Source organism: Pseudarthrobacter sulfonivorans, assembly GCF_014712225.1.
Lineage (GTDB): Bacteria > Actinomycetota > Actinomycetes > Actinomycetales > Micrococcaceae > Arthrobacter > Arthrobacter sulfonivorans.
Genome location: NZ_JACXBW010000002.1, coordinates 90730 through 113395, shown reverse-complemented (window position 1 = coordinate 113395; position 22666 = coordinate 90730). Strand labels below are relative to the sequence as shown.

General features: G+C 66.9%; 18 protein-coding genes. 7 read left to right on the top strand and 11 right to left on the bottom strand.

The genetic code is table 11. The features are described 5' to 3' along the window. Nucleotides 1-34: 34 nt before the first annotated feature. The 6 genes from IAQ70_RS02830 to IAQ70_RS02805 form a co-directional block, all read right to left on the bottom strand. Entirely contained in the window at nt 35-943 is a 909-nt protein-coding gene (locus IAQ70_RS02830) for a GGDEF domain-containing response regulator (protein WP_190987795.1), read from the bottom strand. Continuing rightward, the gene (locus IAQ70_RS02825) at nt 940-4368 is read right to left on the bottom strand and encodes a PAS domain-containing hybrid sensor histidine kinase/response regulator (protein WP_190987794.1); all 3429 of its coding nucleotides are present in this window, start codon (nt 4366-4368) and stop codon (nt 940-942) included. The genes IAQ70_RS02830 and IAQ70_RS02825 overlap by 4 nt, the downstream gene beginning before the upstream one ends. A gap of 170 nt (nt 4369-4538) precedes the next feature. Further along, complete coding sequence (locus IAQ70_RS02820; RefSeq protein WP_190987793.1) at nt 4539-5861, bottom strand: MBL fold metallo-hydrolase; 1323 nt, start codon at nt 5859-5861, stop codon at nt 4539-4541. Nucleotides 5862-5905: 44 nt separating this feature from the next. Further along, complete coding sequence (locus IAQ70_RS02815) at nt 5906-8044, bottom strand: putative bifunctional diguanylate cyclase/phosphodiesterase (protein WP_190987792.1); 2139 nt, start codon at nt 8042-8044, stop codon at nt 5906-5908. 227 nt (nt 8045-8271) lie between these two features. Continuing rightward, nucleotides 8272-9639, bottom strand: a complete 1368-nt coding sequence (locus IAQ70_RS02810) for a UDP-glucose dehydrogenase family protein (RefSeq protein ID WP_190987791.1) — start codon at nt 9637-9639, stop codon at nt 8272-8274. Then, nucleotides 9636-10817, bottom strand: coding sequence for a glycosyltransferase family 4 protein (locus IAQ70_RS02805; protein WP_190987790.1), 1182 nt, complete (start codon nt 10815-10817; stop codon nt 9636-9638). Before IAQ70_RS02805 ends, IAQ70_RS02810 begins: the two co-directional genes overlap by 4 nt. Before the next feature lie 259 nt (nt 10818-11076). On the opposite strand from IAQ70_RS02805, the gene IAQ70_RS02800 reads away from it, so the two are divergent. Further along, complete coding sequence (locus IAQ70_RS02800) at nt 11077-11475, top strand: PRC-barrel domain-containing protein (protein ID WP_190987789.1); 399 nt, start codon at nt 11077-11079, stop codon at nt 11473-11475. A 37-nt stretch (nt 11476-11512) separates the two neighbouring features. On the opposite strand, the gene IAQ70_RS02795 is transcribed toward IAQ70_RS02800, so the two are convergent. Both IAQ70_RS02795 and IAQ70_RS02790 read right to left on the bottom strand, forming a co-directional pair. After that, nucleotides 11513-12370, bottom strand: coding sequence for an HNH endonuclease (locus IAQ70_RS02795; protein WP_190987788.1), 858 nt, complete (start codon nt 12368-12370; stop codon nt 11513-11515). A gap of 376 nt (nt 12371-12746) precedes the next feature. After that, nucleotides 12747-13208 carry a DUF4383 domain-containing protein gene (locus IAQ70_RS02790; RefSeq protein ID WP_190987787.1) on the bottom strand — a complete coding sequence of 154 codons (462 nt, stop codon included), beginning with the start codon at nt 13206-13208 and terminating at the stop codon, nt 12747-12749. Nucleotides 13209-13394: 186 nt separating this feature from the next. Here IAQ70_RS02790 and IAQ70_RS02785 point away from each other — a divergent pair, with 186 nt between their 5' ends. Together IAQ70_RS02785 and IAQ70_RS02780 are read left to right on the top strand one after the other, a co-directional pair. Continuing rightward, nucleotides 13395-14705, top strand: coding sequence for a cell division protein PerM (locus IAQ70_RS02785; protein ID WP_190987786.1), 1311 nt, complete (start codon nt 13395-13397; stop codon nt 14703-14705). 154 nt (nt 14706-14859) lie between these two features. Further along, nucleotides 14860-15384: a hypothetical protein gene (locus IAQ70_RS02780; RefSeq protein WP_190987785.1), complete on the top strand. Its 525-nt coding sequence runs from the start codon at nt 14860-14862 to the stop codon at nt 15382-15384. Nucleotides 15385-15410: 26 nt separating this feature from the next. Here the strand turns inward: IAQ70_RS02780 and IAQ70_RS02775 are convergent, their stop codons facing one another. After that, nucleotides 15411-15839, bottom strand: coding sequence for a hypothetical protein (locus tag IAQ70_RS02775; RefSeq protein ID WP_190987784.1), 429 nt, complete (start codon nt 15837-15839; stop codon nt 15411-15413). A gap of 39 nt (nt 15840-15878) precedes the next feature. On the opposite strand from IAQ70_RS02775, the gene purN reads away from it, so the two are divergent. Both purN and IAQ70_RS02765 read left to right on the top strand, forming a co-directional pair. Next, nucleotides 15879-16451 carry a phosphoribosylglycinamide formyltransferase gene (gene purN, locus IAQ70_RS02770; RefSeq protein WP_190987783.1) on the top strand — a complete coding sequence of 191 codons (573 nt, stop codon included), beginning with the start codon at nt 15879-15881 and terminating at the stop codon, nt 16449-16451. A 135-nt stretch (nt 16452-16586) separates the two neighbouring features. After that, entirely contained in the window at nt 16587-17522 is a 936-nt protein-coding gene (locus tag IAQ70_RS02765) for an endonuclease domain-containing protein (protein WP_190987782.1), read from the top strand. 86 nt (nt 17523-17608) lie between these two features. Here IAQ70_RS02765 and IAQ70_RS02760 read toward each other — a convergent pair whose 3' ends face one another. After that, entirely contained in the window at nt 17609-18961 is a 1353-nt protein-coding gene (locus IAQ70_RS02760; RefSeq protein ID WP_190987781.1) for an MFS transporter, read from the bottom strand. A gap of 191 nt (nt 18962-19152) precedes the next feature. On the opposite strand from IAQ70_RS02760, the gene purH reads away from it, so the two are divergent. Further along, nucleotides 19153-20853 (top strand): bifunctional phosphoribosylaminoimidazolecarboxamide formyltransferase/IMP cyclohydrolase, encoded by a 1701-nt coding sequence (gene purH, locus IAQ70_RS02755; RefSeq protein ID WP_190987780.1) that lies wholly within the window; start codon nt 19153-19155, stop codon nt 20851-20853. 393 nt (nt 20854-21246) lie between these two features. Here purH and IAQ70_RS02750 read toward each other — a convergent pair whose 3' ends face one another. After that, entirely contained in the window at nt 21247-22221 is a 975-nt protein-coding gene (locus IAQ70_RS02750) for a trypsin-like serine peptidase (RefSeq protein WP_190987779.1), read from the bottom strand. A gap of 209 nt (nt 22222-22430) precedes the next feature. Here IAQ70_RS02750 and IAQ70_RS02745 point away from each other — a divergent pair, with 209 nt between their 5' ends. Further along, nucleotides 22431-22658 carry a hypothetical protein gene (locus IAQ70_RS02745; protein ID WP_190987778.1) on the top strand — a complete coding sequence of 76 codons (228 nt, stop codon included), beginning with the start codon at nt 22431-22433 and terminating at the stop codon, nt 22656-22658. Nucleotides 22659-22666 lie beyond the last annotated feature (8 nt).

Genomic DNA, 22666 nt, shown 5'->3' with positions numbered 1-22666 from the left:
CGGCGGCCGCACCCCGGCCACTTAGCGCCCCCGCCTACAGCGCCAGCTCCACCCGGTTCCGCCCGGCCGCCTTGGCCGCGTAGAGTGCGGCGTCCGCCTCGCCCAGGAGAGTATCGGCGTCGGCCCTGTGCTCAGCGGTGAACGCGGAAATCCCGGCGCTCAGCGTCAGCCGTCCCGTGGGATCCCCGGAATGCGGAATGTTCAGCTCCCGCACCGCATCAAGGGCCCGTTCCATGGACGCCTTGGCGCCGACCTGCGACTGGTTGGGCAGCACCAGCAGGAACTCCTCGCCGCCGTACCGGTACACACCATCGGTCTTCCGGGCGGCACCCACCAATGCCGCAGCCACCGTCCGCAGCGCAAGATCGCCAGCCTGGTGCCCGTAGATGTCGTTGTAGCTCTTGAAGTTGTCCACATCGCACATGGCCACGCAGTACCCTTCCGTGTACCGATGGCTCCGGCCATGCAGCTGCTCCAGGTCCTCCGACAGCTTGAGCCGGTTGTTCAGGCCGGTCAGCGGATCGGTCCGCGCCTGCTGCGACAGCACTTTCCGGTAGTGCGCCAGATCAGCGTGCAGCGTGGTGATCCGGAGGGCCACGAGCAGCCGCGCGTGCAGGACAAACGGATCCAGGGGCTTGGTGACGTAGTCGTCTGCGCCGGCCTCGAGTCCCGCGAGCACGTCGTCCCGTGACCCCTGCGACGTCAGCATCACGATGTACGTGTACAGGTCCGCCTCGCGCGCCCGGATGGCCCGGCACAGCGCCAGCCCGTCCATCCCCGGCATCATCCAGTCCGTGACCACCACGTCCGGCTGGTGCTCGAGGTACAGCGCCCACGCCTCGTCGCCGTCCGCCGCCGTCAGGCAGTCATGCCCGGAACGTTCGACGGCGGCCCTGGCCACCATGAGTGAGCCCGGATCGTCATCTGCCACCAGGACTTTCACCCGGTCACCTCCAGTGCTGCGTCCAGTTCCACATCCGCGAGCACCAGCTCAGCCTTGAGCCGGCTCACGAGGTGCGGGCCGCCGTCGTGCTTTCCGCTGCGTCCCATGTCCTCCAGTTCGCCGCACAGAGTTGCGACGGCGGTGGCTCCGATGTTCGCCGCCGCGCCCCTCAGCGCGTGGGCGGCCCGCGCGAGGGCCGGGCCGCCGCCGTTGGTCACCGCTTCGTGCAGGGCCGCGAGCCGTGCCGGAACGTCCTTCCGGAAGGCCGCCGTGGCCGCGGGCAGCAGGCCCAGCCCGTCCTCAGGGCCGAGGCTGCGCAGGATGGCCAGCCGGTCCGGATCCACCGACGGCTGCCGGACTTCCGTGACGGCATCCGGGACCCCGGCGGGGGCGTTACCCGTGGCGGAACCCGGTGCCGAACCAGTCACGGCGAGCAGTTGGGCCGCCTGCTCGGGAACCCAGCGGGTGAGTGCGGCATCAAGCTCCGCGGCGTCCACCGGCTTGGACAGGTAGTCGTCCATGCCGGCGGCGAGGCAGCGTTCCCGGTCCCCGTCCAGGGCGCCGGCGGTCATGGCGATGATGGGCAGGTGGCGGTGTTGTCCGTCCCTGCTCCGGATGGCGCGGGTGGCCTCGAACCCGTCCATCACCGGCATGTGGCAGTCCATCAGGACGGCGGCGTAGGGGGTTGCGCGCGTGGCGTCCACGGCCTCCGCACCGTTGGCCACCACGTCGACGTCAAAGCCGAACTTGGTCACCGTGGCGCGGGCCACCAGCTGGTTGACCTCGTTGTCCTCCACCACCAGGATGCGGCCGCGGGCCGGCCCCGGGTTCGCGGCCGGCCCCACCACGGCTGGCCCCGGGTTCGCGGCGGGCCGCACCACGGCCGTCCCCACCACGGCCGGCCCCGCACTGGACGACTCCGAGGGAGCGGACGGCGTCGCGTGTTCACGGGTGGACATCAGCCGGATCAGGCGGTTGTAGAACTCGGAGCTGCGGACCGGTTTCATCAGCCACTCCCGGACCCCGGCGTCGGCAATCTCCGCGGCGTTGACCTGCATGGTGGAGGTGAGCATGATCAGCTCGATCTCCGCCAGCCCGGCGTCGGCTTTGATGGCGCGGGCAAGGTCCAGCCCGTCAACATCCGGCATGCACAGGTCCAGCACGGCGAGGTCGAACGGTTCCCCGGCCGCGGTTGCTTCCCGGGCCAGGATCAGGGCGGCGTCGGCATCGGGAACCGCCTCCGGCCGCAGCTTCCAGCCCCGCAGCTGGGACTCGAGGACCAGGCGGTTGGTGGCGTTGTCGTCCACCACCAGCACCTTCAAGCCCGCGAGGAACCCCGGTGCAGGCACCGGATCGGTGGTCGGCGGTGCTACCGGCAGCGGGATCCTGAACCAGAAGGTGCTGCCCTCATCGGGGACGCTGTGGAGCCCGATCTCGCCGTCCATGGCCTCGGTAAGGCGCAGGCAGATGGCCAGGCCCAGTCCCGTCCCGCCGTAGCGCCGGGTGGTGGAGGCGTCCGCCTGCGAGAACGATTCGAACAGCCGCGCATGATGGGACGGATCAATGCCGATCCCGGTGTCCCGGACTTCAAAGGAGACCGTCGCGGTACTGCCCACGGCAGCACCCGGCGCGGTGGTCACCCGGATGGACACCTCGCCGGACGCCGTGAACTTCACCGCGTTCGAGGCCAGGTTCAGCAGGACCTGGCGGATCCGGCCGGAGTCACCCAGCAGCCTGGCGGGAACATCGGGCTCGCAGTAGGCGATGAGTTCAAGGTTCTTGGCCTGCGCCGGTTCGGTCAGCAGGCCCGCCACTTCCTCCACGAGGCCGCGTGGGTCGAAGGGCCGGACATCAAGGTCCACCTTGCCCGCTTCGAGCTTGGAGAAGTCCAGGATGTCGTTGATCAGGGACAGCAGCGCTTCGCCGGCACCCTTGACGCCCTGCGCGTACTGCTGCTGCGTCTGGTCCAGTTCAGTTTCCAGGAGCAGCGCGGTCAGCCCCACCACACCGTTCATGGGCGTGCGGATCTCGTGGCTCATGGTGGCCAGGAACTCGGACTTCAGCCGGCTGGACTCCAGCGCGGCTTCCCGGGCCGCCTGCAGCTCCTGTTCCTGGGCCCGGCGCAGGGTGATGTCCCGGGCAATGGCGGCGATCCCGCGGATATTCCCGCCTTCACGGATGGGGGAGATGGTCACGGACACGGGAATGACCACACCGTCCCGGCGCAGGTGTTCGGTTTCGAAGCTCAGGGCCTCGCCGCCGTGGCGCAGCTGCTCGAACACTTCGTCGCCTTCGGTGCTGCCCGGCGGCAGGAGGAAGCGCACATCGCGGCCCACGGCTTCCGCGGCCGTGTAGCCGTACTGCTGTTCGGCTCCTGGATTCCAGCTGGTGATGATGCCTTCAGGAGTGGTGCCGAGGATGGCGTCCTTGGAGGAATTGACGATGGCGCCCAGCCCCTCGAGTTCCGCGGTGCGGGCCGCCACTTCCTGTTCCAGGCCGGTGGTCAGGGTGAGGTTCTCAATGATGATGAGCACCTGGCGGACCAGGATGAGCGCCACGGTGAGCCTGGCCACCACCAGCAGGAAAAGACTCATCTCGTGCACGTGCGGGGCGGCAACAACCACCACGGCAGCCAGGATGGGCGCATAGGGGAGCAGTTCCAGGGCGAGCGCAAACGCCCTGCGGTCCGGTCTCGGGTTCTCTGCATAGGGGAGCAGTGGTGCCAGCGCAATCAGGAGGAAGGCGATGATCCAGCCCAGGGCGAGCGGCGAACCGGTGACTCCGGTGACGCCGTCGTGCGTCAGCCGCACGTAGGTGCTGTCCGTGATGGTGAGGACCAGCAGGCCGCCGCCGAAGCACAGCCACGGCAGCCGTTCGCCGGGCTGCCGGCGCATCCCCAGGACCAGCACCAGGGACGTGATGATCACGTCCACCACCGGGTAGGCCATGGTGGTGAGCCGGGTCAGGAGGTCGCCCGCGGAGCTGATGGCCGGGCCCAGCGCCACGTACCAGCTGACCGCCAGGACCGAGCCGGCAATCACTGCGGCATCCAGTGCTGACCGGAGCAGTCCCACCCGGGTGGTGCCGCCCGGGCGCCTAAAGCTGAAAAGCGCGATGGCGGCGGGCACCGAATAGCCCACGAAACCCGCATCCGCGAGGGACGGGAAGGGGTACGCATGGTTGTTCGCGAGCCCGAAGTATGTCCACACGGCCATGCCCGCGCCCCAGACATACGCGGCGAACGACATCAGCGTCCAGGCCCGCGCGTTCACCCCGCCGCGGCGGGCGGCCCGGGCGCAGCTGTGGCCTGCCAGCGCGGCGGCCGCAAGAATGGAGAAGTCACCCGCCACCATGGCCGCCGGAGTGCCGCTGTTGGCAGCAAGGAACAATCCGAACAACCCCAGTGCCACGGCAGCAAGCACCATCAGCCAACCCCGTTTGGCTGTGCCTCTCACCCTGGCGGGACGTTGCTCCAGGAGACCATTCTGAGACACGCGGTGTCCTCCCCATCGGTGCGCCGCAAACCCTGAAATTCTGAGACTTGGGCCCGCCCGAGACCTGGGCGAAGACGCTTACCTATGGTATCGCTCACACCTCAGGACGGAGGGTACTTCGCGTCAACATGAACAACGTCGCGGCCTGCGCGCTGAAGCAGGCTGGCCGCCACCCCGGACCGGTATCCCGAGGCGCAGTGCACCCACACTTTTCCGGCCGGGATCTCAGGCATCCTCAGCAGCAGCTCATGCAGCGGAATGTTCACCGCCCCGGCGAGATGGCCGGCGTCGTACTCGTCCGTCCGGCGCACGTCCAGCACCACATCCCTGAGACTGCCCTGCCTCAGCCCGTGCCAGTCCACCCGCGGATAATGCACGACGGCGGTGCCCGGCGCGAGTGCCGACGGGTCGGTTCCGAGCGCGGCGTCGGGGGAGTCGATGCCGATGCGGGACAGGTCGCGGATGGCATTCTCAACGTCGCCTTCCGCTCCGAGCAGGGTGAGCTGCCGGTTCCAGGGGAGGACCCACCCGAGGTAGGCGGTGAAGCTGGACCCGCGGCCGTACTCGAAACTCACGGATCCCTTCAGGTGGCTGGCCGCGAACGCCACCCGCCGGCGCAGGTCCACCACCCACTCGCCGGCCGCGAGCCGGCGGCTGAGTTCGTCCGGATCAACGGATTCGGGCACGGCGAGGTCAGCCGGCCCCGGCCCCGTCATGTTGGCCGGGGCCATGTGTGCGTAGTACGAAGGGTAGGCGCTCAGGTTGCTGATGAGCTCCTGCACAAAGTGGTCCTCATCCGGGTCCGTGAAGGCATGGTTGCTCTGCTGCTGCTCGCCGATAGTGGACGCGTGCGCGCTCGACGCCGGCCCGGACGAACAGAAGGAGCCGAACCCGTGGGTAGGGTAGAGGGCGGCCTCCGGCCGGGCCTCGGCGGTGAGCCGGCGCACCGAGGAATACTGTGCGTGGGTGAGCGGGACGGTGTCCGCCGGGGAAACCAGGTCCGTCCTGCCCACCGACCCATACAGAAGGCTGCCGCCGGAAAACACCGCCTGGTCCTGCCCGTCAGTCACCACGTAGCTGAGGTGGTGGTGGGTGTGGCCCGGCGTGGCTATCGCCTTCACGGTGAGCCGGCCCACCCGGACCGTGCCGCCGTCGGCTATGGGCGTGCGCTCGAACCCGACGGCGTCCGCCCCGTTCACGAGATACACGGCGCCATGGGCGCGGGCCAGGATGAGACCGCCGCTGAGGTAGTCGTTGTGCAGGTGCGTCTCGGCAACATGGGTGATCCGGACGTGCGCTTGGGCCGCCGCGGCCTCCACCCGGTCCGTGTCCCGCTGCGGATCGATGACCAGGGCCACACCGCCGTCGTGGACCACGTAGCTGCGGTCGCCGAGCGGCCGGGTTTCAATGACAACAACCTCCATAAGGTCATTGTCCCCGCCCGGATTCCCACGTGGCCAGTGATTGCTTAGCTGGGCCCGGAGCGGCTTGCCAGTACGTCGAGCGACTCTCCTGCGTTCTTCAGCGCATGCTCGAACCGGTCGGCAGGTTCCGGGTGCGAGAACAGGTAGCCCTGCAGCGAGTCGCACTCGAGGGCGATGAGGTAGTTCGCCTGCTCCTCGGTTTCGATGCCTTCAGCCGTGACGGTCAACCCCAGGCTGTGCGCCATGTTGATCATGGAGCTCAGGATGGGAAGGCGCTCGGCACCGGTGCGCACCATGGACACAAAGGTTTTGTCGATCTTGACGATGTCCACCGGCAGGTCCTGGAGCCGCCCCAGCGAGGAGTAACCGGTACCAAAATCGTCCAGCGCCACCCGTGCCCCGGCCGCCCGCAGCCGGCTCAGCTGTTTGATCACGTTGCAGTCGGCGTCGAAGAAGACGCTCTCGGTGACCTCCATCACCAGCTGGTAGGCGCCCACGCCGCTGGTTTCCGCAAGCCGCAGGACATTCTCCGCGAAGTCGAGTTCCTGCAGCTGGACTCCGGAGACGTTCATGGACAGTGACCGCGACGGATCCTCACTCAGCCAGGAGGCCAGATGCTGCAGGCTTTGCGCCATCACTTCGGTGCCGATTTCGTTGATGAGGCCGCTGCGCTCGGCCAGCGGAATGAACACGGCCGGCGGGACACGGTGGTTCTCGCGGTTCCACCGCGCCAGTGCTTCAAACTCGACCACCCGGCCCATCCGCGGCGAGACGATGGGTTGGAAGTCCACGGAGATCTCACCGCGGGCAATTGCCAGCTGGAGGCCCGCCTCCAGATCGGTCCGCCGGACCAGGGCCGTCATCATGTCAGGGTGGAACCGCAGGAAACGGTTCTTTCCCGCAGCCTTGGCCGCATACATGGCGACATCCGCCTCGCGCAGCAGTTCGGAAGCGCCCCGGGCATCCTTTCCGATGGAGGCCAGTCCCATGCTCAGGCTGGGGCGCAGCACGGTGCCCTCGATGGAGAACGGCACGTGCAGGCAACGGACAATGCACTCGGCGATGGCTTCCACATCCGGGCACGCCGTCAGCAGCACCACAAACTCATCACCGCCCAGCCTGGCCACCACATCTGCGTTGGGGAGGCAGCCGCGGAGCCGGCGTGAAACTTCCACCAGCATGTCATCACCGGCCTGGTGGCCGAGAATGTCGTTGACCTCCTTGAAGTCGTCCAGATCCAGCAGGAGGACGTCCACGGATTTGAGCCGCGGTTCCTTCAGGGCACGGACGAGTTCAGCGTTGAACACCGCCCGGTTCGCCAGGCCGGTCAACGGGTCCTTGAACGCCATGGCCCGCAGCTGCTCGGCCTGCGCCGCCAGGTCAGCCAGTGCCTGCTCGGCCTGCTCCTGGGCCATCCGGCGCGGGGTGACATCGCGGAAACTCCAGACCCGGCCCACTATCCGGTCGCCCACTTTCTGCGGACGCGAATACCGCTCAAACGTCCGGCCATCCAGGAAATCGATGGTGTCGTGGCTTTCCGCGTCGGCGTCCTTGGTCAGGTCCATCACGCGGGCCAGAAAGGACTCGGGGTCCTTCACCTGGCCAAGGATCACCCTCATGGCGGGTTCGTCGGACGCGGCCTTCATCAGCTCCGGCGGTATGCTCCACATCGTGAGGAACTGCTCGTTCAGGCCGGCGATCTTGCCTTCCGAGCTGATGACCAGAATTCCGTCCGCCGTCGATTCCAGCGTGGCGGCCAGAAGCGACATCGCTTCATTGAGGTCAGCGTCCGGGCCTGTCCGGTGCGCGGTGCTTCGGACCGAGAGCAGCAGGACTGGCGAGCCGACGTCGTCGAGCAGGGAACCGGCAATTTCGGCAGCGAACTCGGTGCCGTCCCGGTGCCGGCCATACACCTCGCGCGGCGGCTGCGGTTCGTCGGGCTGAGCCACCAGACGCGCATGGAGCAGATCTGTCTCGTTGCGGAACCCCTCCGACAGGAGCATCCAGTGGTTGCTGCCGATCAGCTCATCACGGGAATAGCCGAAAAGCCGGCTGGCCGACGCGTTCGCGATCAGGATGGCGCCGTCCTCATCCAAGGCCAGGAGCGCGTCCGGGCTGGCCTCAAGGAACACGTCGAAGGCCGGTGCCGCGAATTCGTTGTTTTGCCGCCGGGATCTCCCCATGCCCAACCACCCCCGTGCACATCATAAAGTGCGGGCCGTCATATCTGAACGAAAATGCGTGACTTTCGCGCCGGTTACGGAAAACGCGGTCCCGGGATTCCGCGCTTTTCCTCGCCCGCGGCGCAGGCAGGGGGGCGAAGACTGACGCATTTTGGTCAGCCTGGCAGTCAGCCCGCCAGCCCTGCCTGCAGTCAGCCCGGCAGCCATGCCGGCAGCGTGGCCGGCAGTCAGACCGGCAGCGTGGCCGGCGCTGCCGGCGCGGAGGTGCCCAGCCCGCGGACCACCCAGCCCTCGGCCTGCCAGGCCACAGCATCCAGCACGTTCCGCGCATCCAGGACCACCCGGCGTCGGACGAGTCCGCCCGCAGCGGCAGGGCACAGCCGCCGGTATTCGTCCCACTCGGTGAGCAGCAGCACCAGTTCGGCGCCGTCCAAAGCCCGCGGCGTGGAGGCCTCGAACCGTAGCTGGGGGTAGCGCAGCCAGGCGTGGTTCACGGCTTTCGGATCGGTCACCGTCACGTGCGCGCCCGCTGCTGCCAGCCGGGCGGCGACGTCCAACGCGGGGGAGTCACGGATGTCATCGGTCTCCGGCTTGAAGGCGGCCCCGAGAATGGTGATCGCCCGGCCGGAAACCGCTCCGCCGCACAGTTCTGCGGCCAGGGACACGGTCCGGGTGCGCTGGCGGACGTTGATCGCGTCCACCACGCCCATCCAGTCATCCACCGGGCCCACACCCAGCGCGGCCGCCTGGCTGCGGAGGCTGCGGATGTCCTTGGGCAGGCACCCGCCGCCGAAGCCCAGCCCGGCATGCATGTAGCGGTTCCCGATCCGCGGGTCCATGCCCATCGCCTCGCTGAGTTCGGCCACGTCCGCCCCGGACGCGTCGCAGAGTTCGGCGATGGCGTTGATGAAGCTGACCTTGGTGGCCAGGTACGCGTTGGCTGCCGACTTGATCAGCTCCGCCGTGGCGAAGTTGCACACCAGGCGGGGAATGCCGGCGTTCAGCAGGGGCTCGTAGACGGCATCCAGGGCAGCCGTCACCCCGCCCGGCGCACCCGTGCCGGGGTTGAAGGCGGCGGCCCGCCCGCCCTCGACGCCGTACACCAGCCGGTCCGGCACCAGCGTGTCCTTCACCGCCGTGCCCTGGCGCAGGAACTCCGGGTTCCAGCCCAGCTGCACGTCCGGCCGTCCCGCCAGGACTCCGCCGAGCATGTCCACCGTGCCCACGGGCACCGTGGATTTGCCGACGACGACGGCGCCCCTCGCCAGGTGCGGGAGCAGCGCCTCGGTGGCGGCCACCAGGAAGGTGAGGTCGGCGCCGTCGGACGTCTTGGACTGCGGCGTCCCGACGCACAGGAAGTGGACCTGGGCACCCGCGGCGGCGGCGAAGTCCGTGGAGAAGGTCAGGCGGCCGGTGGTTTGTCCGTCGCGGAGGAGTTCGTCCAGGCCCGGCTCGAAGAAGGGCGCCGCGCCGCGGCCCAGCTGGTCCACTTTGGCGGCGTCCACATCGATGCCCACCACGGTATGGCCCATGGACGCGAGCGTGGCAGCGTGCACGGCGCCAAGGTAGCCGCAGCCGATCACGGATATTTTCACAGGGACACTCCTCGTTTGTACGCGGCCGGCCGGATGACCGGATGGCTTGAAACAACTTCGCCGTACTGCTCCTCAAGCTGGGCGCACAGCGCGGGCCAGGTCCGGTCCTGGACCGAGGCATGGGCCGCTTCGGCGAACGCGCGGCGCTTGGCGTCGTCGCCCATCAGGTCCATCACGCGGGCGCGGAAACCTGCCAGGTCCCCGGGCTGGTACAGCCAGCCGGTGCGGGAGTTCTCCACCAGGTCCAGGGGCCCGCCGCGGCCGGTGGCAACCACGGGAACGCCCGAGGCCATGGCCTCCTGGATGGTCTGGCAGAACGTCTCAAACTCGCCGGGATGGACAAAGAGATCGAAGGACGCTACCGCCTTCGCCAGCTCCTCGCCGCCGAGGAACCCCGTGAAATGGGCGTCCGGCAGTGCTCCCTGCAGGGCCGCCCGCTGCGGGCCGTCGCCCACTATCACCACCTTGGAGTTGGGGACGCCTGCGAGCGCGGCGAGGTCCTCCACCTGCTTTTCGACGGCCAGCCGGCCGACGTAGCCGATGATCCACTCACCGCCGGGCGCCACAACAGCCCGCCACCCGGCGTCGCGCTTTTCCGGCGAGAACCGGGCGGTATCCACCCCTCGCCGCCACATGCCCACCCGCGGGATTCCGCGGCCGCGCAACTGGTTCAGCGCGAACGTGGAGGGCACCAGGGTCCGGGTGGCCAGCAGGTGGATGTTCTCCACCCGGTTCCACGCCCAGTTCTCCAGGAACGGCACGCCATACCGGGCGGCGTAGCTGGGCACCTCGGTCTGGTAGATGGCTACGGTGGGGATCCGCAGCTGATGCGCTGCCTGCACTGCCCGCCAGCCGAGGATAAACGGCGAGGCGAGGTGGACGACGTCCGGAGCGTAGTCGGCAAGGATTCGCTTGACCCGATACACACCGCCCATCGCCACCCTGACGTTCGTGTAACCCGCCAACGGAACCGCGGGAACGCGGTGCACCTTCGCGCCGTGAACCACCTCGGCCGGCCCCACGAACTCGGCCATGGCATCGGCGACCGCGTGGGTTGACGGGGCGATGACCAGGACGTCGTGGCCCTGGCCCTCCAGGTGCTCAAGCACCCGCAGGATGGAGTGGGTCACCCCGTTCATCAATGGCAGGAATGATTCGGCAACAATTGCGATCCTCACCCCTCCACGGTGCGCCCGCCGCTTGACGATGCGGGGTCACGCGGGTTGAGCGGAGGGAAAGGTTGGGTGAACAGGGGGAGGATGCAAGGTGAGAAATTTAGTAAGCACCCTTTCTTTTAACTGGCAGGCCTGCCTACGGTAAGGGGGCGGCAGCACCTGAGCCTCAAGCAGTCGGGGCCAGGCCGCAGCCGGCGGCAAGGAGCCTTCCCGCACGTCCGGCCACCGCAAGCACACATCCCAACACATCAAAGGAGACGTCATGCTTACGAGGGAAAACATTGAAGAGCTGCTCCGGAAGGGCGGCAACATTGTCGGGTCCGACGGCGGGAAGATTGGGTCGATCGGCCAGCTCTACGCCGATGACGACACGGGTGAGCCCACCTGGGTCACGGTCACAACGGGGCTGTTCGGCACCTCGCAGTCCTTTGTCCCGGTTGAAGGAGCCAGGATCGACGGCGGCGACCTTGTGGTTCCGTACACCAAGGACCAAGTCAAGGATGCTCCGCGGGTGGATACGGACGGACACCTCGAACCCGAGGAGGAGGACCGCCTGTACACCCACTACGAGAGGGGCGCCCGGACCTACTCCGAAGCCCGCGGCGACTCGGATCCAGGGGACACGGGCAACCGCGGTGGGCTGCGCAAGTACGGCGCATGAAGCCTTGGGGGTTCCCGGCGTCGCTCGCTTTAGCCTGCTAATCCGGTTGGCCAGGGCCCAGCAGTTCCCGGGCCACGCGCTGTGCCTCAAGTTCCGTGGGGGTCACCACTGCTCCGGTCAGGTGTCCTGCGCTGGCGATGGCCCGCCGGAGTTCCACCTCAGTCCTCGCGGTGCTCACCCCGTAGTGGGCCATGGCGTGGCAATTGGCGCAGAGCGGGACCAGATCGGTGAGTGGGTCCAGCTGGTAGTTGGTGCCGAGCTGCGACGCGGGTACCGTGTGGTGGACGTGGATGAAGTCCGCGCCGATTTCGCCGTAAGCCACTTCGAAGGAGAACCCGCAGACCGCGCAGTTGATGCCGCGGTGCGCGATGCAGGCCCGCCGCGCTTCGGGGTCCCGTTCGTACCGGTTGACGGCAACGCGGGCGACGGCGCTCCCCGGGTAGGTGCCGGGTGCTGGTTGGGTCGGATCGGCCTCCTGGCCCGGCCCGAGGCGGGCCCAGAGGTCCCGGATGTTGAGCTCATCGCCAGGCCCCAGCTCCACGCTTTCGGTGCCGGCGTGGTGCCACGCCAAGCCAGGCACCGCCTCGGTGAGAAGGCCGGCAGGTACCTGGTCGCCCAGGGGCAGGAGCGCATCGAACGCCACCTGCACAGTGATCTTCGTGGCGTCCCGGTGGGCTGCGGACTCTTGCCGGTCCGAAAGGACGACGCCATGGCCGAGAAGGCCCGGACCGTGCACCCCCAGCAGAAGCAACCACACATCAGTGCCGGCGGCAAGATCCCGGGTCATGCTCCAGGGCTCCAGGTGGAGCCCTGAAACGCCGACCTGTTGAACAACAGCGGGGTAGTTCCAATGGTTCCAGCGGGCAGGGTCCCAGCCCAGGATGACGGCGCTCATGGGCCCATTGTTCCAGCGGGGCGGCCCGGGCAGCAGCAGGAAGGCCCGGACAAGCAAAAGGGGATGGCGGCGAGCCCGGCCTCGTAGTCCGGGACCTCGAGGACTGCAGGGCCGACGTCGGTGGCTGTGGGAGTCATGGGCGGCGGGATCGCCGGAATGTCGCGGGGACGCCCGAACGCTGCTGGCTCGCCCGGCGCCCCCGCGAGCCTGTGCCGTTCCGGCGGCCTGGGCGGCCTGGGGATGGATTTCCGGGCACAAAGAAGCCGGTGCAGCGTTCGCGGAACCGCGCCAACTGCACCGGCGAGTAGGACGAATATTCAGAATTTACGGATCATTCCTCATGCGCGGCTCCTGTGTCCCGGCTTGTCTTTCCGGGCTATGCCCTGTCCCCGGTCCTGTTGCGGGACAGCAGCCAGCCGCAGGCGATCATCGCTACGCCCAGCACCAGGTGGGTCCAGTTGTCCGTCATGTTCAGCGACAGGAAATTGGCCGCCGACCCGACACCGACACTGAGACCGAAAATGCTGAGGATGATGTACAGCGCACCGGCGCCCATAAGGAAATTACGCGCACCGTGTTCGGTCCGGGACATCGCCCAGCCTGTGGCGCCGATGGCCAGCTGCACAATATTGAGCAGCATGGACACCTGGAACACACCGAGGAACATGGCGTGGGAATCAGGCCCAAGGAACATCAATTCGCTGTACCGGGTGGTGATGCCGGGGATAAAGCCCAGGACACCCACCGCCAACATGAGGATACCTACACCCATGCCCGCATTCTGGACGTCTGCGCGCCCGAAATGAATGCCGTGTGCATGTGGGGATGCGGTAGTCATTTTTCTGCCTCCAACCACTGATTGCGGACAATCCAATTTTACGGCGGAGCTGTGGAAAAAGCGCCGGAAGGGCACCCATGGGACACCCGCCGCCACGGGCTGTGAACTCTGGTCAGGCGCGTCTCCTCGCCGAATGAGCCTGTCGCAGAGCGGCTGGCGGGTCCGGCCGTGACACCATGGGACACGATGAAACTGCGCGCTGATCAGACCGGAGACCGTGGCCTTCCCATGCCCTTATGGCTGCAGGGCGCCCTCGAAACGGCGCAGGCGGCCATCATCTCGGCGCTTCTGGTGCTCGTTCCGATCGTCGCCGTCTGGGCGACGGGCGGCTTCCAGAACACCGCTTTCGACGCTCTGGCCCGGCTCGCCGGCCAGGCCTGGCTCCTGGTCCACGGCGTTCCGCTGGAACTGGCCGAGGTGGGAACCGGTGCGGCCAGCAGCGCGAGCTCAGGCGTACTCACCCTCATTCCGCTGGGGCTCACCCTGATCCCGTTCCTGCTCGCCTGGCGTGCGGGGCGGCGGCTGGCCCGGGCCTCCTATACGGACCAGCTGTGGCAGGCACTGCTCGGTTCCTGGCTGGTCTATTCGGCCTTCGGCGCGGCCACCGGTTTTGTGTGCCGCACGCCCGACGTCGTCATTAACATCTGGCACGCCATGGTGATCCCCCTGATCCCGTTCGCGCTGGGCATGGCCATCGGGGCGCGCCGCGAGGCCGGTTCGTGGAGCCGCCTGATCGGCGTGGACGCCGTGGACTGGATTTCGCGCACCAGCCAGCATTCGCGCTGGGCCGGATCCTACCTCGGGTCCGCCGCGAAGGCCGGCGTCCTGGCCCTGATGTCCGCACTGGCGCTAGCCTGTGCGCTCCTGGCCGTGGACGTCTTCGTCCACTGGAACCTGGTGCTGGCAGTGTATGAAGCGGTCGACGCCGGCGCCGTAGGGGGTGCGGCGCTCACCGTCGCGCAGCTCGGCTACCTGCCCAACCTCGCGGTTTTTGCGCTGGCGTGGGTCTCCGGATCCGGTTTCGCCATGGGCATCGGCTCCCAGGTGGGGCCGCTGGGCACCGCCACCGGACCCCTGCCCGCCATCCCGGTCTTCGCCGCGATCCCGTCGGGCCCGCTCGACTACGGATTTGTTGCGCTGGTGGTTCCGGTCCTGGCCGGTGTGCTCGCTGGCTGGTGGTTCCTGCGCGAAGGCGAGAACCACTTCGATGAATGGCTGTCCATCAAAGTGCACGCCCGCTGGTTCACCGCCACCGCATCCACGCTGGCGCTCGGGGTCCTGATCGGTGCCGTATCGGGGCTGCTCGCGGCCGGACTGGCCTGGCTGACCCGCGGCTCTGCCGGGCTGGGACGCCTCACCGACATCGGACCCGACCCCTTGTGGCTGGGACTCTGGCTGGCCGCGGAAGTGGGGATCGGCGTCGTGATCGGTTACGCGGCGGGGCCGTGGCTGGAACGCCAGCAGCAGGTGGAAGAGGACACGGAACTGGTCGCCTAGCTGGCGCGTGATCCGCAGGGTTGGCAGGCGGTCACCGCCTGGAGACTCGCGTTTCGGCGGCGAAAGTTATCCAGGGCCAACCGGTTACGCCGGGTGTTTTGGGGCTAGTGTTGCAGAGGTCGGCAACCGCCGCGAATACCCTCAGGGAGGGTGCATGAGCTCCAGCCAATCCAGCTCCAACCAATCCAGCTCCAGCCAATCCAGCTCCAGCCAATCCAGCTCAGAGCAGTTCGGCCAGCACTTGATCAGCGTCGGGGGTTCAGAAGCCGACGTCAGTGGATCCGCCTACGCTGTCACCGACGACGATACCGTCGAGAGCGTAGCGTCGGGTCTGCGGATCAAACAGCAGCAGCAGGGCACCCCTGCCAGCAAGCCGTCCAGTCTTCACGCTTCTGCGCAGGTCCTGATCAGCAGACGCGATGAGGGTGACCCCGAAAGCCATGCCGGAACTTCCCAGCCGGGGGAGTACCAGTTGGACATCCACCTCAGCGCGGACCACAGCACCCGGGAGGCCATCCCGGAAAAGGATCTTGAGCAGGCTCAGATCTGGGCGAAGGGGCGGATCGAGGCTGAGGGGGCCGACTTCGGTGCCATCTACTTCCCTGCCGGCGGCGGCGTCGAACCCGGCACTGGATCGCTTGAGTGCCGTTACGACCGTGCGGTGGGCTGGTACCGGTAGCGGAGTACCCGCGCGGGTTCAAGCCCCTAGCGCAGGCTGGGCAGTGACTGCTCCAACTGGACGCGGCAGCTGGACAGCGCCCGGTCCGTCAGGGCCTGCCGCTGGCAGGCCTGGAATTCCTGGACCTGGCTGAAGAACACCGCCGAAGCCAGGATGACCAGCAGCATGATGAGGGAAACCACCAGGCCCGCGATGGTGCCGACAAGGACCAGCTTGGACTCCTTCAGCTTCGCCGACCGGACCAGCAGCATGATTCCCAGGACAAAGCTCGCGGCGGTCAGGATGCCGGTGAGCCAGAGGTAGCTGACGTCCAGCTGGTAGACGAAATAGGCGCCGAGAACGGTGAGGATGAAGATCCGGAACAGGTTGCGGGTCTTGCTGAGTGAGGTCTTTGCGGCCTCGCTGAGCTGCGGTTTTGTCCGCTGCTGGCCAGCTGGTTCCGGGGGAGTAGTCATGGATTCCAGCCTACGCGAGCCTACCCATAAGCTAGACCCATGCGCATCGTAGTCCTCGTTTCCGGTACCGGCTCCAACCTCCAGGCCGTCATCGACGCCGTTAAGTCAGGGGAGCTGGACGTGGAGATCGCGGCGGTGGGTGCCGACCGCGAGGGGACCTACGGCGTCGAGCGCTCCTCCGAAGCCGGGCTGGACACCTTCGTGGTCAACTTCAACTCATTCCCCACGCGCGACGAATGGGATGCCGCGCTGACGGCGAAAGTGGCTTCCTACGCCCCGGACGTGGTGGTCTCCTCCGGGTTCATGCGGATTGTGAGCCCGGACTTCATCGATGCCTTCGACGGCAAGTACCTCAACACCCACCCCGCCCTGCTGCCCGCGTTCCCCGGTGCTCACGGCGTCCGCGATGCCATGGCCTACGGCGTGAAGGTCACCGGCTGTACGGTGCACTGGGCCGACGCCGGCGTGGACACGGGCCCCATCATTGCCCAGGAAGCCGTCACCATTGAGCCGGCCGACAGCGAAGAAACCCTGCACGAGCGCATCAAGGTGGTCGAGCGCCGCCTCCTCGTCCAGACCCTGGCAGCCCTCGCCGCCACCCCACCCAAGTGAGTACCCACCCAAGTAAGTAGCAGCAGATGCCGTTTTGAGCCTTCAAAACGGCATCTGCTGCTACCTGGTTGGGCCGGTGGGGCGCACCTGTGGATAACTTTCACGGCGCGGCGCAAAATTTGCCACGATATGCCCATGAAGACTCCGCAGCCACTGCCGGAACGGCTGCCTTCCGCAGCGTTTACCTTCCAAGAAGCGGCCGACGCCGGTGCAACAGTTCGGCGGCTGCGTCACCCTTCGTTGATTACTCCGAGCAGGGGGATCAGGCAGCTGCTGGGCGAGACGTCCAGCGGACAACCGGCCGTGGTCCGGCCGCTGACCCTGGTCACGGAATTCTCGGCCGCGTCCCATGCGACGGCCTTCAAGTTATGGTCGTTCCCGGGCTTCCTCCCGGGCACAGATGCTTCCATCACTCACATTTCCCGGCCCGATACCATGGCAATGCCGCGTCGGGCGGGAGTGCGGGGGCATCGAGGGCAGTTCTTTGGCGACGAGATTGTCAGCGTAAATGGCCTGCTGATCACTTCGCGGACCCGCACCTGGCTGGACTGTTCCCGGAGGATGAGCATCGACGAGCTGACTGTGGTGGCCGACCACCTGCTGCGGATTCCTAGGCCGGAGTTCGAGGGGCGGTCTGAACCGTATGCAACTCCGGACGACCTTGCCGGCATGCTTGACCGACATAAGGGAACTCCTGGAATCCGGAAAGCCCGGCTTGCCCTTGAACAGGCGCGGATCGGATCCGACTCCGCCCCGGAAACGAAACTGCGGCTGGCACTGGAGTATGCAGGGCTGCCGGAACCGCAACTGAATGTGCGCACGGAACTGGGCGCCGGCGTCGTACGTCAACCGGATCTTGCCTATCCGGAACAAAAGGTTGGGGTTGAGTATGAGGGCGAGGGCCATTCGGACGTGGCACAGATCGTCAAGGACATAGCCCGTGAAGAGGACTTCGCGCGAGCTGGCTGGCTGCTGGTCAGGATCTCCAAACGCCACATGCAGAACGAAGCGCGGGCCGCCGTCGCCAAGGTCCGCTCAGCGCTGCTCAGCCGCGGCTGGCTGCCCAAGTAAGTAGCAGCAGATGCCGTTCTGAGCCCTCAAAACGGCATCTGCTGCTACTTAGTTGGGTGGGGGAGCTGGGGAGTGGGGCGGGCCACTTAGTCGAGGCGGCGCAGCTTCGTTTCGGGGGAGAAGAACGCCATCCAGAGCACTGCCACCAGGACCAGGCCGCCGGCCAGGGCGAAGGATGTGGCCAGGCCCAGCTCCGGCCAGAAGTAGTTCGCGAAGATGAGCGGCCCGAAGCCTGCGCCCAGCCGGGAGAACGTGGATGCCCAGCCGAAGCCCGTGCCGCGCAATTCCGTGGGGTACAGCTCGGACACATAGGCGTAGAGCACCGGGATGGCCACCTGGACCACAAAGCCGAACACGAGCAGCCAGAAGATCGCAGCCGACGGGATATCCACCACAAACGCCACGATCACCAGGGTCAGGGCGGCGAGCGGGCCCGTGATGGCCAGGATCCACTTGCGGCCGACACGCTCCACCAACAGGGCCGCCACCACTACGCCCAACAGGCCCACAGCCGACATGGACGCCGTGGTCACAAAGGCCTTGTACTCGGCGAACCCGGCACCGATCAGGATCCTCGGCATCCACGTCAGGGACAGGTAGTAGACCAGCAGGATGCTGAAGAACAGGGCCCACGCGGTCGTCGTGATCCTCCAGTTGAACTGCCACACCAGCCGCAGCTGATGCCACGCGCTGCCGGCGGACAGCCGCGGAACATCCTGCGCGTCGGGCAGGCTGTACGCGCGGGGTTCGGCGCCGGTGGCTGCCACGAGGTCGTCAATGACCTTGGCGGCTTCCTCCCGGCGGCCCTTCCGGATCAGGAACAGCGGAGACTCCGGAACGCTGCGCCGGATCCAGAACACCAGGAGCGCCGGCAGCACCATCACCAGCATGGTCAGCCGCCAGTCCCCGAAAATGCCCACCAAGGCAGCGGATACAAAGCCGGCCAGGGCAGCGCCCACCGGCCACCAGCCGTCCATCGCGGTGAGGACCTTGCCGCGCTGCTTCCGGGGAGTGAACTCGCCGACCAGCGCATAGTCCACGGGAATGCAGCCGCCCAAACCAAAGCCGGCCATAAACCGGAACACGCAGAACCAGACGAAGTCGGGGGAGAAGGCGCCCAGCACGGTGAACAGCGAGAAGATCAGCAGCGTGGCCGTAAACGCCTTTTTCCGCCCGATGGTGTCCGCAATGGTTCCCCACACAAAAGCGCCCAGCGCCATGCCGATCAGGTTGGCCGCACCAACCCAGGCGACTTCACCGGCCGACAGGGCCCAGTGGGTGGAGAGTAACGGGATGAGGATGCCGTTGAGCGTCACGTCCCACGCGTCAAACATAAAGCCGAGGCCGCCGATCACGAAGATCCGGCCCTGGACCTTCCACCGCCACGGCAGTTCCTGGACCACCTGTTCGCCGCTGGGCACAGTGGTGTAGATATTCATCGCAGCCTCCTGCCTAAATCTTAGAGGCATGCGAAGTTGCGGGCGGCCCGCTTTGAACCGATTCGTGCGTCTGCGGCCGGAAGAAGCCGCCGCGCAAACGGAGGCAAGGTACAACACGATAAACTGACCCTATCCCCACCACCCGCGGCCCACCCGCGGCACTGGTCCGCGACATAAGACGGAGACTTTTTGTGAGCTTCACGCAGCCTGAACGTGTATCCATCGACCGTGTTCCCATCCGCCGGGCCCTGATCTCGGTCTACGACAAGACCGGTCTGGAGGAGCTCGCCAAAGGGCTGCACGCAGCAGGCGTGAAGATTGTCTCCACCGGCTCAACAGCCAAGAAGATCGCCGCGGCCGGCATCCCCGTCCAGGGAGTCGAGGAAGTCACCGGCTCCCCGGAGATGCTCGACGGCCGCGTCAAGACCCTGCACCCCCGCGTCCACGGCGGCATCCTGGCGGACCGCCGCGTCCCGGCACACATGGAAACCCTCGCCGGCATGGAGATCGAGACCTTCGACCTCGTGGTGGTGAACCTCTACCCGTTCGTGGAGACGGTCAAGTCCGGCGCCGCGCAGGATGACGTGGTGGAGCAGATCGACATCGGCGGCCCCGCCATGGTGCGTTCGGCAGCGAAGAACCACGCCGCCGTCGCCATTGTGGTGGACCCCGGCTTCTACGGCCAGGTGGTCACCGCCGCGGCTGAAGGCGGCTTTGACCTGAAGACCCGACGCCGGCTGGCCGCCAAGGCGTTCGCACACACCGCCGCGTACGACAACGCGGTTGCCACGTGGACGGCCAGCCAGTTCAAGGATGAGGACGGCGACGGCATCATCGACTGGCCCGCCTACGCCGGGCTGTCCCTGGAACGCTCCGAGGTCCTCCGCTACGGCGAAAACCCGCACCAGCAGGCCGCACTCTACGTGGACAAGGCCGCTCCCGCCGGCATCGCCCAGGCCGACCAGCTGCACGGCAAGGCCATGAGCTACAACAACTTCGTCGACGCCGACGCCGCCCTGCGCGCCGCGTTCGACTTCGCCGAGCCCGCCGTCGCCATCATCAAGCACGCCAACCCGTGCGGTGTGGCCGTGGGGTCGGCCGATGCTGAAGACCCGATCGCCGACGCCCACGCCAAAGCCCATGCCTGCGATCCGGTCTCCGCATTCGGTGGCGTCATCGCTGCCAACAGCACCGTGACGGCCGGCATGGCCCGCACCGTCGCCGGCATCTTCACCGAGGTGGTCATCGCCCCGGCCTTCGAACCCGAAGCCGTGGAAATCCTCTCCAAGAAGAAAAACATCCGCCTGCTGGCCCTCCCCGAGGGCTACGGCCGGTACCCCACGGAGTTCCGCCAGGTCTCCGGCGGCATGCTGGTCCAGGCGACCGACAAGGTGGACGCCGACGGCGACAACCCCGCCAACTGGACCCTCGCCGCCGGTGAGGCCGCGGACGAAAAGACCCTCGCGGACCTCTCCTTCGCCTGGACCGCCTGCCGCGCCGCCAAGTCCAACGCCATCCTGCTCGCCGACAACGGCGCTGCCGTGGGCATCGGCATGGGCCAGGTCAACCGCCTGGACTCCTGCCGCCTCGCCGTGGAGCGGGCCAACACCCTCGGCGTCACGGTGGAGTCCGACGTCGACGGCGCCGGCGGTGCGTCCAACGTCGGAACAACAGAATCAGGCGTGAGCGGCGCACCCCAGCGTGCACGCGGCGCCGTGGCTTCTTCAGACGCGTTCTTCCCGTTCGCCGACGGCCTGCAGATCCTGATCGACGCCGGCGTGCGCGCCGTGGTCCAGCCGGGCGGCTCCGTCCGGGACGAGGAAGTCATCGCCGCAGCCAACGCGGCCGGCATCACCATGTACTTCACGGGTGCCCGCCACTTCTTCCACTGACCCTTTCATCGATTGCTCCAGCAGGGCCCTTTTCATGACTGAAAACGGCGCAGGGCCCACTCCGGCAGGGTTCCCTGGCCGAGCTTGCGAGGCGAGGGGGCCGGTGGGGATCAGTCGATGAGTCTTGGAACGCCCGACGGCGCCTGTCCCCGCAGAGGGGAGAGGCGCCGTCGTTCGTTATCGGGTATTCAGGAATTATTCGGTGCCGGGTCGTTGTCGTCCTTCGGACTTGAAGCGGGTTCCGGAAGCCGGATCTCCCGGGGCTTTGCCTCCGCCATCCGCTGCGGGGTCCAGTACGCGAGGATCTCCTCCTGCGTCTGGTCCGATTCGCTGTGGCTGGCGGAACCTTTGGCCGGCTCCTTGCCAGGGCGGGGCGCCGGGGCAGGCGACTTTTTAGGCTGCCTGGGCAATGTTGTAAGTGTTCTGGATGTCAGCGCCCCAGTATGGGCCGTACATCACGTTGGAGCCGGTGTAGCCATAGCTGTTGATCGAGTTCTGCAGGCCGTTGCCGAGGAGCCACGGGCCGCCCGAGGAGCCGCCGTTCATGGTGCACGGGATTCCCTGAGTATTGAACTCAGGGTGTGTGTTGTCATTCGATGCCTTGCCCTTGCAACTCCACAGCTGTTCGCCGTTATAGGGCAAGGAGGCAGGGTAGCCATAAGCGGTGTACTGCACGCCGCGGGCGGCACCGAATTCAACGCCGGAGCCCCCAACCACGTCGGTGAGGGTCTCGCCCGCCGCATTAAGGTTCATGACCGCAAAGCCGGTGTCAAAGGCGATGTCTCCCCGGTCCTTCCACTGCGGGGTGGTGTGCAGGGCCTTGGCCGTCCACTTGCCGTTGGGTTCGTCGCCATTGTCATAGCCGGGAACAAAGATGAAGTTGGTGGCGTACGCGCCCGGACCTTCGTTGACGCAGTGGCCTGCTGTGGCCACGGTGCTTTCATTCACAGAGGTGACCGCGTTGCCGGAACACACATAGTTGAACCCGCCCATCGTGAAGAAGACCTTGCCGATGTGGTCCACCGTGTCCGCCTCACGGGCTAACTTAGGGCCGCTGCTGTTGGCTTTTTTTGCCTTGCTGGGCTTGACCTTGGTGTTGTTCCCCTTCTCCACGGTGTCACTGGCAGTAGTAAGGCGTTCGGGCGTGGCGCCCGCCAGGGCATCGCCGGGAAGCGCGGCGCGCATGCGGTCCGCCGTCCAGTATTCCGCTGCACCTGTGCTGTCCACCCTGGCGCTGGCAACCACGGGGGATGAATTATCTTCCGACGCCGCCGGAGCAGCAGTCGCGGTACCGGCGCCAACCAGCGCCAACGCGGCAGCCGCCGAAAGGCTAAGGAGACTGGCCGCCAGGGACCTGGTACGCGTCATGATTGTCCTGTCTGAACGGGTAGAGGGCGGCCTCGGAGAGCCCGCCCGTGACCAGTAGAACCTACCGATGCAACACGACTTTTGTAAATAGTAGTACCGTCTCGAGTGGCGCGTCACTCTGGTAAAAGCTGAGGTCAGCGGGTACTTTTCTCTTATCAATGACTTGTCCGATCTGGGCTCCGGACTCCGAGCGAAGTTGGGGCCCCATCGTGCTTGCTTTCTGGAAGTCCGCCAAAAAAACCGCAGCCAACGGCAGGCAGCTTGCTGCCGAACAGCGAGCAGTGGCCGCTGTTCCCGATATGGAGGCCTTCACCGCGGCTCTCCAGCTGCGGGACGTCGACCCGGTCCATACGTTCACCGCCACCGAAGAGCTGCGCCGCCAGGACCCCAAATACGTGCCGCTCTGGCCGAGTGACATTCCCCACAAGCGGCGCTGACTAACAGT